At 74.7% G+C, this 11858-nt stretch carries 8 protein-coding genes; 1 reads left to right on the top strand and 7 read right to left on the bottom strand.

All coding sequences use genetic code 11. The features are described 5' to 3' along the window. Nucleotides 1–87 precede the first annotated feature (87 nt). Both ilvD and HJG43_04110 read right to left on the bottom strand, forming a co-directional pair. Complete coding sequence (ilvD, locus tag HJG43_04115) at nucleotides 88–1794, bottom strand: dihydroxy-acid dehydratase (protein UER53874.1); 1707 nt, start codon at nucleotides 1792–1794, stop codon at nucleotides 88–90. Between the two features lie 41 nt (nucleotides 1795–1835). After that, entirely contained in the window at nucleotides 1836–2801 is a 966-nt protein-coding gene (locus HJG43_04110) for a 2-hydroxyacid dehydrogenase (GenBank protein ID UER53873.1), read from the bottom strand. Here HJG43_04110 and HJG43_04105 point away from each other — a divergent pair. Beyond that, nucleotides 2800–4047 (top strand): PQQ-dependent sugar dehydrogenase, encoded by a 1248-nt coding sequence (locus HJG43_04105; protein ID UER53872.1) that lies wholly within the window; start codon nucleotides 2800–2802, stop codon nucleotides 4045–4047. The genes HJG43_04110 and HJG43_04105 overlap by 2 nt on opposite strands. Before the next feature lie 7 nt (nucleotides 4048–4054). Here HJG43_04105 and gatB read toward each other — a convergent pair whose 3' ends face one another. The 5 genes from gatB to ligA all read right to left on the bottom strand — a co-directional run bounded on the left by gatB (nucleotide 4055) and on the right by ligA (nucleotide 11765). After that, nucleotides 4055–5566 carry an Asp-tRNA(Asn)/Glu-tRNA(Gln) amidotransferase subunit GatB gene (gene gatB / locus HJG43_04100; GenBank protein ID UER55691.1) on the bottom strand — a complete coding sequence of 504 codons (1512 nt, stop codon included), beginning with the start codon at nucleotides 5564–5566 and terminating at the stop codon, nucleotides 4055–4057. A gap of 20 nt (nucleotides 5567–5586) precedes the next feature. Next, complete coding sequence (gene gatA, locus HJG43_04095) at nucleotides 5587–7101, bottom strand: Asp-tRNA(Asn)/Glu-tRNA(Gln) amidotransferase subunit GatA (protein ID UER53871.1); 1515 nt, start codon at nucleotides 7099–7101, stop codon at nucleotides 5587–5589. After that, nucleotides 7098–7397 (bottom strand): Asp-tRNA(Asn)/Glu-tRNA(Gln) amidotransferase subunit GatC, encoded by a 300-nt coding sequence (gatC, locus tag HJG43_04090; GenBank protein ID UER53870.1) that lies wholly within the window; start codon nucleotides 7395–7397, stop codon nucleotides 7098–7100. The genes gatA and gatC overlap by 4 nt, the downstream gene beginning before the upstream one ends. Before the next feature lie 11 nt (nucleotides 7398–7408). Then, a complete protein-coding gene (locus tag HJG43_04085; GenBank protein UER53869.1) occupies nucleotides 7409–9550 on the bottom strand; it encodes an EAL domain-containing protein in 2142 nt (713 codons plus the stop codon). 94 nt (nucleotides 9551–9644) lie between these two features. Beyond that, entirely contained in the window at nucleotides 9645–11765 is a 2121-nt protein-coding gene (ligA, locus tag HJG43_04080; GenBank protein ID UER53868.1) for an NAD-dependent DNA ligase LigA, read from the bottom strand. Nucleotides 11766–11858: the final 93 nt, after the last annotated feature.

The following is an 11858-nucleotide window of genomic DNA, read 5'->3' as shown; positions in this document are numbered from 1 at the left end:
GCACGTCTCGGTATCCGGACGCTCGGTATCCGGACGCTCGGTATCCGGACGCTCGGCATCCGGACGCCGCCGGCAGCGGCCGGCCGGTCAGTCGCACACGGCCCCCCCGGACGCCGGACCGACGAGCCGGGCGTACTTGGCCAGGACGCCGCGGGTGTAGCGCGGTGGCAGCGGCTGCCAGCCGGCCCGGCGCCGCTCGAGCTCGTCGTCGTCGACGAGCAGGTCGAGGGCGCGGGTCCGCAGGTCCAGGCGGATCCGGTCGCCGTCGCGGACGAAGGCGATCGGCCCGCCGTCGACGGCCTCCGGGCACAGGTGCCCGACGCACAGCCCGGTCGTCCCGCCGCTGAACCGGCCGTCGGTGAGCAGCAGCACGTCCTTGCCGAGGCCGGCGCCCTTGATGGCCCCGGTGATGGCGAGCATCTCCCGCATGCCCGGGCCGCCCTTTGGACCCTCGTAGCGGATCACGACGACGTCCCCGGCGCCGATCGTGCCGTCCTCGAGCGCGTCCATCGCGGCCCGCTCCCGGTCGAACACGCGCGCGGTGCCGACGAACTCCGTGCGCTCGAAGCCGGCACTCTTGACGACCGCGCCGTCAGGTGCCAGCGACCCCCGCAGGATGGTCAGGCCGCCGGTGGCGTGGATCGGGTCGGCGATCGCCCGCAGGACCTGTCCGTCGGGGTCGGGCGGCGCGATGTCGGCGAGGTTCTCCGCCACGGTGCGGCCGGTGACGGTGAGGCAGTCGCCGTGCAGCAGCCCGGCGTCCAGCAGCGCCTTCATGACGACCGGGACGCCACCGACCCGGTCCACGTCGGTCATGACGTGCCGGCCGAACGGCTTGACGTCGGCGAGGTGCGGGACGCGGTCGCCGACGCGCTGGATGTCGTCGAGGGTGAACTCGACCTCCGCCTCGTGCGCGATGGCGAGCAGGTGCAGGACGGCGTTGGTCGACCCGCCGAGGGCCATGACGACGGCCACCGCGTTCTCGAACGCCTCGCGGGTCATCACCTGCCGGGCGGTGATACCGCGGGCGAGCATGCCGACGACGGCCTGCCCGGATCGCCGGGCGTACCCGTCGCGGCGGCGGTCGGTGGCCGGCGGCGCGGCGCTGCCGGGCAGGGACATGCCGAGGGCCTCGGCCGCGCTGGCCATGGTGTTGGCGGTGTACATGCCGCCGCAGGCGCCCTCACCGGGGCAGATCGCGCGCTCGATCGCGTCGACGTCCGCCCGGCTCATCAGTCCCCGCGCGCACGCCCCGACGGCCTCGAAGGCGTCGATGATGGTGACCTCGCGCTCGGTGCCGTCGGACAGCTTGGCGACGCCGGGCAGCGTCGACCCGGCGTAGAGGAAGACGCTGGCGAGGTCGAGACGGGCCGCGGCCATCAGCATCCCGGGCAGCGACTTGTCGCACCCGGCCAGCAGCACCGACCCGTCGAGGCGCTCGGCCTGCATGACGGTCTCGACGCTGTCGGCGATGACCTCGCGCGACACCAGCGAGAAGTGCATCCCCTCGTGGCCCATCGAGATCCCGTCGGAGACGGAGATCGTGCCGAACTCCAGCGGGTAGCCGCCGGCGGCGTGCACGCCGTCCTTGACCGCCTGGGCGAGCCGGTCCAGCGACAGGTTGCACGGGGTGATCTCGTTCCAGCTGCTGGCGACGCCGATCTGGGGCTTGGCGAAGTCCTCGTCCCCCATCCCGACCGCGCGCAGCATGCCGCGGGCGGCAGCACGCTCCAGGCCGTCGGTGACGTCCCGACTGCGGGGCTTGATGTCGGGCTGGGAAGGCGCCTCGGTCATGTCCGCACTCTACCGAGCGTCCGAGTCCTAAGACGCTGTGCTCACCTGCCGAGACGGGAGTCCGGGACGAGGTTGCGTGGCGGCTCGCCGCGCGCGAGCCGGGCCACCTGGTCGCGCAGCAGCTCGAGTGCCCGTGGCCGCATCGCCGTGGTGTCCCCGCCGACGTGCGGGGTGAGCAGCAGCCCGGGGGCTCCCCACAGCGGGTGGTCGGCCGGCAGCGGCTCCGGGTCGACCACGTCCAGTGCCGCCCGCAGCCGGTGCCGGCGCAGCTCGGCGAGCAGCGCGCCGGTGTCGACGACCTGGCCGCGCGAGACGTTGACGAGCAGCGCGCCGTCCGGCATCGCGGCGAGGAACGCGGCGTCGACGAGGTGACGCGTGCGCTCGGTCAGCGGCACGGCGAGCACGACGACGTCGTGCCCGGGCAGCAGCGCGGGCAGCTCGTCCACACCGTGCACGTGACCGTCGTCGTCCTGCCGGGCCCGGGTCGCGACCCGGGTGAGGACGACCTCGAACGGCCGCAGCCGCTCGACGACGGCGCGGCCGATACCGCCGGTGCCGACGACGAGCACCCGCCGGTCGGCGAGGGATGGCCGCAGCACGTGCCGCCAGCGGGCGGACTCCATGTCCCGCGCCGCGTCGTCGATGCCGCGCAGCGAGGCGAGGGCGAGCCCGACGGCGAGCTCGGCGGTCGCCGCGTCGTGCACCCCGGACGCCGTCGCCAGGGCCACCCCGGGCGGGACGTGCGGGGCGACCGTGTCGTACCCGGTGGTGAGCGTCTGGACCAGCCGCAGCGCCGGCAGGTCGCGCAGCGACGGGAGGGCGGGGGCCGGGTGCAGGTAGGGCGGGACGACGACGGCCACGTCGGCGAGGTCGGCGCCGAGCGCGCCCGCGGGCGGGTGCTCGACGTCCCAGACGGCGGGGCGTACCCCGTCGGGCAGGTCGCCGAGGTCCTCCACCCACTGGGAGTCCGGCAGGGTGATCACCCACGAGTCCGGGAACGACAGCATGCCCGGCATCGTGGCAGCGACGCCGTGCCTGCGGCCACCCCTGGGGGACACTGCTGCCGTGCCCCGCGCTGCGCTCGCCGCCCTGTCCGCCGCCGTCGCGGCCGCCCTGCTCGCCTCGTGCACGGGGTCCACGGAGCCGACCGGCGGGGGCACCGGCCGGGCGGCGGCGCCGGCACCCACGGTGACCGGGGACGGGGCCGGGTCCGAACCGGCCGCCACGCCCACCGCCGTCGGCCCGCACGCCGCGACCCGGGTGACGGGACGCCCAGGAGCACCGCGCGACGTCGTCACCGACCTCGACGTGCCGTGGTCGGTGGCGGTGCTGCCGGACGGGTCGGCGCTGGTCTCGCTGCGTGACCGGGCGCAGCTGGTCCGAGTCGGCGCGGACGGCACGCCGGAGGTCGTCACGGCCACCGGCGCGGACGGCCGGGTCCCGGACGTGCGGCCGGACGGGGAGGGCGGGCTGCTCGGCGTGGCGGTCTCGCCGACGTTCACCGAGGACGCCCTGGTGTACCTCTACCTCACCGCCGCGGACGGCAACCGGGTCGTGCGGGCGCCGCTCGACGGGCTCACTCTCGGGGACCCGGAGGTGCTGCTCGACGGCATCCCCGCCGGGGCCAACCACAACGGTGGGCGGATCGCGTTCGGCCCGGACGGCATGCTCTACGCCACCACCGGGGACGCCGGCCAGGCCGACCTGGCCCAGGACCTGGGTTCGCTGGGGGGCAAGGTGCTCCGGCTCACTCCCGACGGCGGTGTCCCCGCCGACAACCCGTTCCCGGGCTCCCCGGTCTGGACCGTGGGGCACCGCAACGTGCAGGGCCTGGGCTGGGACGCCGAGGGCCGGCTGTACGCCAGCGAGTTCGGCACCGACCGGCTCGACGAGCTGAACCTGCTCGAGCCGGGCGCCAACTACGGCTGGCCGTACGTCGAGGGGCCCGGCGGTGACGACGACTTCGTCGACCCGCTGCTCATCTGGCCGACCGCGGACGCCTCCCCCAGCGGGCTGCTCGTCACCGGTGACGCCGTCTACCTGGCCGCCCTGCGCGGGCAGCGGCTGTGGCGGGTGCCGCTGGTCGACGGCCAGGTGGGCGAGCCGGAGGCCCTGCTCACCGGGGAGCTGGGCCGGCTGCGCGACGTCGTCCTGGCCCCGGACGGGGCCGCCCTGTGGGTACTGACGAACAACACCGCCCGCGGCGAGCCCCGCCCCGGCGACGACCGGCTGGTCCGCCTTCCGCTGGGCTGACGCCCGCTCAGCCGGACTGGCCGAGCCGCTCCAGGACGAGCTCGCGGACCCGACCGGCGTCCGCCTGCCCGCGCATCTCCTTCATCACCGCGCCGATCAGGGCACCGGCAGCGGCCACCTTGCCGGCCCGGATCTTGTCGGCGACGTCGGGGTTGGCGCTGATCGCCCGGTCGACGGCGGCACCGAGGGCCGCGTCGTCGCTGACCACCTCGAGCCCGCGGGCGGCGATCACCTGCTCGGGGTCGCCCTCACCGGCCAGTACCCCGTCGAGGACCTGGCGGGCGAGCTTGTCGTTGATCCGGCCGGTGTCGACGAGCCGTTGCAGCTCGGCGACCTGCGCGGGGGTGATGCCGAGGTCCGCCAGGTCGACGCCGTCCTCCTTGGCCCGCCGCGCGACCGGACCGCTCCACCACTTGCGGGCGGCGGCGGGGCTGGCCCCCGCCGCCACGGTGGCCTCGATCAGCGGCACCGCACCGGCGTTGAGGACGTCGCGCATCTCCAGGTCGGAGAACCCCCACTGCGCCTGCAGCCGGCGCCGGTGCTGCGCCGGCGGCTCCGGCAGGGTGCCGCGCAGCTCCTCCACCCAGGCCGGGTCGGGGGCGACGGGCACGAGGTCGGGCTCGGGGAAGTAGCGGTAGTCCTCGGCGGTCTCCTTGCTGCGCCCCGGGGTGGTCAGCCCGGTGTCCTCGTGCCAGTGCCGGGTCTCCTGGTGCACCCGGCCTCCCGCGGCGAGCACCGCCGCCTGCCGGCCGATCTCGTAGCGGACGGCCCGCTCGACCGAGCGCAGCGAGTTGACGTTCTTCGTCTCGGTGCGGGTGCCCAGCGGGGCCTGCGGGCTCTCGCGCAGGGAGAGGTTGACGTCGCAGCGCAGCGACCCCTGCTCCATCCGGACGTCGGACACCCCGAGCGCCCGCAGCAGGTCCCGCAGGGTGGCGACGTACGCGCGGGCGACCTCCGGGGCCCGTGACCCGGTACCCTCGACCGGCTTGGTGACGATCTCGATCAGCGGCACGCCGGCCCGGTTGTAGTCGAGCAGCGAGTAGTCCGCGCCGTGGATGCGGCCGGTGCCGCCGCCGACGTGCAGGGACTTGCCGGTGTCCTCCTCCATGTGGGCGCGCTCGATCTCGACCCGCACCACCTCGGGCGCGGCGTCGCTGCCCTCGGGGGCCGGCACCTCGACGTCGAGCCAGCCGCCGGTGGCGATCGGCTCGTCGTACTGGGAGACCTGGTAGTTCTTCGGCATGTCCGGGTAGAAGTAGTTCTTGCGCGCGAACCGGCACCACGAGGCGATGTCGCAGTTGAGCGCCAACCCGATCCGGACGGCCGACTCCACGGCGGCGGCGTTGAGCACCGGCAGCGCCCCGGGCAGACCGAGGCAGGTGGGGCAGACCTGGGTGTTCGGTTCGGCGCCGAACTCCGTCGGGCACCCGCAGAACATCTTCGTCGCGGTGCTCAGCTCGACGTGGACCTCCAGCCCCAGCACCGGGTCGAAGCGCTCCATCGCCTCCTCGAACCCCATGGGGGTCACCGTCTCGGTACTCACGCCGTCACCTCCGGGGCCCGGTCGAGCAGGCGGCCGCCCCAGCGCTCGGTGAGCATGGCCTCGAGGGCGGCGCCGACGTGGTAGAGCCGGTCGTCGGCGCGGGCCGGGGCGAGCAGCTGGACGCCGGCGGGCAGGTCGTCCTCGGCGAGCCCGCTGGGCAGGCTCATCCCCGGCACGCCGGCGAGGTTGGCGGGGATCGTCGCGATGTCGTTGAGGTACATGGCCAGCGGGTCCTCCAGCTTCTCCCCCAGCCGGAACGCGACCGTCGGCGCCGTGGGGGACACCAGGACGTCGGCACGCTCGAACGCGGCGGCGAAGTCGCGCTGGATGAGCGTGCGGACCTTCTGCGCGCTGCCGTAGTAGGCGTCGTAGTAGCCCGCGGACAGGGCGTAGGTGCCGAGGATGATCCGGCGCTTCACCTCCTCGCCGAACCCGACGGCGCGGGTCGCGGCCATCACCTGGGCCGCGGTGGGGGCACCGACCCCGTCGGGCAGCACCCGCAGTCCGTAGCGCATCGCGTCGAACTTGGCGAGGTTGCTGCTCGCCTCGCTCGGCAGGATGAGGTAGTACGCGGCGAGCGCGGACGCGAAGCTCGGGCAGGACACCTCGACGATCTCGGCGCCGGCGCCGGCGAGCAGGTCGACGGCCTCGTGGAAGCGGGCGCGCACCTGGGGGGCGTACCCCTCACCGTCGAGCTCCCGGACCAGTCCGACGCGCAGGCCCCGGACCCCGTCGCCGGACGCGCCCCGACGGGCGGCCTCCACCAGGGCGGGGACGTCGTCCGGCAGGGACGTCGAGTCCAGCGGGTCGTGCCCGCCGATGGTCTCGTGGAGCAGGGCCGCGTCGAGGACCGACCGGGTGACCGGACCGGCCTGGTCGAGGCTGGAGGCCAGGGCGACGAGGCCGTAGCGGGACACGCCGCCGTAGGTCGGCTTGACCCCGACCGTGCCGGTCACGGCACCGGGCTGACGGATGGACCCGCCGGTGTCGGTGCCGATGGCCAGCGGCGCCTCGAAGGCCGCGACGGCCGCGGCGGAGCCGCCCCCGGACCCGCCCGGGATCCGGTCGGTGTCCCAGGGGTTGCGGGTGGGCCCGAACGCCGAGTGCTCGGTGCTCGACCCCATCGCGAACTCGTCCATGTTCGTCTTGCCGAGGACGACGAGGCCGCCGTCGGCGAGCCGGCGCACCACGGTCGCGTCGTAGGGCGGTACCCAGCCCTCGAGCATCCGGGAGCCGCAGGTCGTCGGCATGCCGGTGGTGACCAGGACGTCCTTGACGGCCACCGGCACGCCCGCCAGCGGGCCGAGCGGCTCACCCGCGGCCCGCCGCCGGTCGACGTCCCGGGCGGCGGCCAGCGCCCGGTCGACGGCCACGTGGAGGAAGGCGTGGACGACGCCGTCGACGGCCTCGATCCGGTCCAGGTGGGCCCTGGTCACCTCCTGCGAGCTGACCTCCCCGGCGGCGAGCCGGCCGGCGAGGTCGGCGGCGTCCAGGCGGGTGAGGTCGGTCACTGCTCCTCCTCGAGGATCCGCGGCACCCGGAACCGCTGCTGCTCGCTGTCCGGCGCGCCGGAGAGGGCCTGCTCGGCGGTGAGCGAGGGCCGGACCTCGTCGGGGCGGGTGACGTTGGTCAGCGGCAGCGGGTGGGAGGTGGCCGGCACGTCCTCACCGGCCACCGTGGACACGGTGGCGACGGCGTCGACGATGGCGTCGAGCTGGCCGGCGAGCCGGTCCAGCTCGTCGTCGGTGAGGTCGATCCGCGCCAGGTGAGCGAGGTGCGCGACCTCGCTGCGGGAGATGGCGGACATGGGGACGGACTCTACCGACCGGCCAGGCCGGCCCCGTCCCCCGTCTGGCCCGGCACGGGCTGCGGGCGCTCCGTGCGGTCGCCGACCTGGCGCGCACCGTGGCGGTCCCTGGCTCGTTCACGCACCCACGCCGTCGCCGCCGGCGCGGGCAGCGACCGGGCGATGTGCCACCCCTGGGCGGTGTCGCAGCCCATCGCCGCCAGCGCGGACCAGGTGGCGGCGTCCTCGACCCCCTCGGCGACGACGACGAGATCGAGCTCGTGGGCGAGGTCGATGACGGCGCGCACGATGGCGGCGTCGCTGCGGGACCGGGCGACCTGGGCGACGAAGGATCGGTCCAGCTTGACCTCGGCGACCGGCAGCCGGCGCAGCAGCACGAGGGAGGACCAGCCGGTGCCGAAGTCGTCCAGCGAGACCCGCACGCCGAGCCCGCTGACCTCCTCGAGGGTGGCCTGGACGCGCAGCATGTCCTCGGCGAGGACGCGCTCGGTGATCTCCAGCGTGAGCATCGGCCCGAGCACGCCGTAGCGGACGAGCCGTTCGGCCACCCCGACGGCGAACCGGGCGTCCAGCACGTCGCGCAGCGACACGTTGACCGCGACCGGGACGCGCAGCCCCGCCTGCTGCCACGCCGCGCACTGGGCGAGCGCCTGCTCGAGCACCGACGCGGTGAGCCGCGGCATGAGCCCGGACTGCTCCGCCAGCGGGACGAAGTCGTCCGGCGGCACGAGCACGCCGTCGGTGGTGCGCCAGCGGACCAGTGCCTCGACGCCGTCCGTCGCACCGGTGCGCATGTCGATCTTGGGCTGGTACTCCACGACGAGGTCGCCGGCCTCGATCGCGCGGCGCAGCGACCCGAGCAGGCCCACCCGCCCGGTAGCACCGGAGTCCAGCTCCGGGCCGTAGACCCGGATGCCGCCGCCGTCGCGCTTGGCGGCGAACATGGCGGCGTCCGCCCGGGAGAACAGGGCCTCGAAGTCCCCGGCGTGCTGCGGCAGCAGCGCCACTCCGACACTGCCGCCGAGGTCGACGAGCCGGCCCTCCACCTCGAACGGCCGCTCGAGCTCGGCGACCACCCGCTGGGCCACGCCGAGAGCGTCGTCGAGGGAGGTGATCGCCGGGACGAGGACGGCGAACTCGTCGCCGCCGAGCCGCGCGACGACGTCCCCGTCCCGGACGGCGTGCCGCAGCCGCCGGCCGACCTCGACGATCGTCCGGTCACCGGCCTGGTGGCCGAGGACGTCGTTGACCTCCTTGAACCGGTCGAGGTCGACGACGAGCAGGGCGAGGGACTGGTCGCTGCGGGCGGCCAGGTCCATGGCGCTCTCGGCGAGGGTGAGGAAGTGCTTGCGGTTGGCGAGCTGGGTGAGGTCGTCGTGGGTGGCGGCGTGCCGGCTCTCCCGCTCGGCGACCGCCTGCCGGTGGATGGCCAGCACGGGCAGCACGCCGAGGGCGGTCAGCGCCGGTGCGTGCTCCATCACGACGGCGACCAGCGGCGCCAGCCCGAGCTGCGCACCGTTGGCGACCAGCTCGAAGTAGAGGACCGACCGCAGGTCGTCGAGGAGGCTGGTGCCGCTCAGCGCGCTGACCGCGAAGGTGACGAGCAGCTCGTTGACGACGAAGTACGCGGCGGCCGCGAGCGCGACCACACCGAGGTCGGACAGGTCCGCCGGGGACCACAGCTCCGAGGGGCGGGCGTCGCGGTCGAACACCACCAGCACGCCCCAGGCGGCGAGCAGGCTGAGGCTGTACTGGCCGGCGTTGAAGACCCAGCGGTAGGCGGCCTTGCGGGCGAGCACCCCGGAGAGCACCGAGGCACCGGCGAGCAGGGCGACCGCCGGCAGCAGCCCGGCGAACAGCAGGACGGCGAACGCGAACGTGGTCGACCAGGCGACTCCGCTGGGATCGACGGTCCGGCTGCCGAGGACGGGCCACAGCTCGCCCCCGACGACGAGCACGACCCCGACCGCCAGCGCGACTGCCGCACCGGTGGGGAAGGCCTGGCCGTCGGCAGGCCACCACGGCCCGGCAGTCGCCGTCTGCCACGCGACGAGCAGGACGGCGAGGACGGGCACGGTGACGACGTGTCCCCAGAACACCGCGGGCCGGGCCGGCGCCGGACGCTCGCGCTCGACGTCCGTCGCGCTCGTCATCGTGCCGTCATCCGCTCCACGTCTCGCTCCCGCGCCGATGGCCTGGTCCACCATCGGCACCGGCGGGCGGTTCTTGAGCCGGTCGGGTGCCCCCTCAGCCCTCGGAGCGGCCGGCAACGGCACCCGGACCGCCCTCGAGCAGAGCGCGGAACCCCTCCTCGTCGAGGACGGGCACGCCGAGCTCGGCTGCCTTGTCCGCCTTGCTGCCCGGGGAGTCCCCGACGACGACGAACGACGTCCGTCTCGACACGCTGGACGCGGCGCGGCCGCCCCGGGCCAGGATCGCCTCCTTGGCCTCGTCGCGGGTGAACCCGGCCAGGCTGCCGGTGACGACGACGGTGAGGCCCTCGAGGGTGCGGGGTACCGACTCGTCCCGTTCGTCGGCGGTGCGCACCCCGGCAGCCGCCCAGCGCTCGACGACCCTGCGGTGCCAGTCGACCTGCCACCAGGCGCGGACGGCCTCGGCGATGACGGGTCCCACGCCGTCCACGGCCGCCAGCTCCTCGACGTCCGCGGCGAAGATCCGTTCCAGCGACCCGAAGTGCTGGGCCAGCGCCCGGGCCGCGGTCGGACCGACGTGCCGGATCGACAGCGCCACGAGCACCCGCCACAGGGGCTGGGACCGGGCTCGCTGGAGGTTGTCCAGCAGCCGCCGCCCGTTCGCGGACAGCTGCCCGTCCTTGCGGGTGAACAGCGGGACGCGGCGCAGGTCGTCCTCGGTCAGGTCGAACAGCCCGCCCTCGTCGTCCAGGACGCCGGCCTCGAGCAGGGCGCCGGCCGCCTCCCACCCGAGCGCCTCGATGTCGAACGCCCCACGGCTGGCGACGTGGAAGAGCCGCTCGCGCAGCTGGGCCGGGCAGGACCGGGTGTTGGGGCAGCGGATGTCCTTGTCGCCCTCGCGCTCGGGGCGCAGCTCGGTGCCGCACGAGGGGCAGTGGGTGGGCATGACGAACTCGCGCTCGTCGCCGTCGCGCAGGTCGACGACCGGGCCGACGATCTCGGGGATGACGTCGCCGGCCTTGCGGACCACCACGGTGTCCCCGATGAGCAGGCCCTTACGGCGCACCTCGTCGGCGTTGTGCAGGGTGGCCATCTCGACGGTCGAGCCGGAGACCCGGACGGGTCGCATCACGGCGTAGGGGGTGACCCGCCCGGTGCGCCCCACGTTGACCCGGATGTCGAGCAGCTCGGTGGTCACCTCCTCGGGGGGGTACTTGTACGCGATCGCCCACCGAGGTGCCCGACTGGTCGACCCGAGGCGCCGCTGCAGGGCCACCTCGTCGACCTTGACCACGACACCGTCGATCTCGTGCTCGACCGCGTGCCGGTCCTCGCCGTAGGCGGCGACGATCGCCTGGACCTCCTCGATGGTGTCGACGACACGGGTGTGCGGCGAGGTCGGCAGCCCCCACGAGGCGAGCACCTCGTAGGCCTGTGACTGCCGCTCGACGTGCAGACCGTCGTGCAGCCCGAGGCCGTGGACGAGCATCCGCAGCGGCCGGGATGCGGTGACCCGCGGGTCCTTCTGCCGCAAGGAGCCGGCGGCGGCGTTGCGGGGGTTGGCGAACGGTGGCTTGCCTGCCTCGACGAGCGCTGCGTTGAGGTCGGTGAACGCCTCGACCGGGAAGAACACCTCGCCGCGGACCTCCACCCGCGGGGGGTGCCCGGCGCCGGCCAGCACGTGCGGGACACCGCTGATGGTGCGCACGTTGTTCGTGACGTCCTCGCCGGTGCGGCCGTCCCCGCGGGTGGCGGCCCGGGTGAGCCGGCCCTCCTCGTACAGCAGGTTGACCGCCAGCCCGTCGATCTTCAGCTCGCACAGGTAGTGGACGTCGGCGCCCCCGACCTCCCGCTCGACGCGGGCCGCCCAGGCGAGCAGCTCCTCGGTGGAGAAGGCGTTGTCGAGGCTGAGCATCGGCTCGAGGTGGTCGACGGGGGCGAAGTCGGTGGAGAAGGTCCCGCCGACCACCTGCGTGGGCGAGTCGGGTCGGCGCAGACCCGGGTACCGCTCCTCGAGCTCCGCCAGCCGGCGGACGAGCGCGTCGTACTCCCCGTCGCTGATGACCGGTGCGTCCCGGACGTAGTACGCGAACTGGTGGGAGCGGATCTCCTCGGCCAATTCGGTCCACTCGTGCTGGGCCTCCGGTGGCGGCGCCTCCTGCTCGGTCGCCGGCGGGACGTCGTCCGGGAGATCGGCGGGGCTGCTCTCGCTCACGCGCCCATCCTGCCCGAGCCCACCTCCGCCGGGGTTCGCACACGCAGTGGTCGTCAAACCGGGCCGTCAGGGGCCACATCACCGCCACTGGGT

This window comes from Kineosporiaceae bacterium SCSIO 59966, assembly GCA_020881835.1.
Lineage (GTDB): Bacteria > Actinomycetota > Actinomycetes > Actinomycetales > SCSIO-59966 > SCSIO-59966.
Note: the sequence above shows the minus strand (reverse complement) of the source record. Positions and strands in the feature narration are given on the sequence as shown.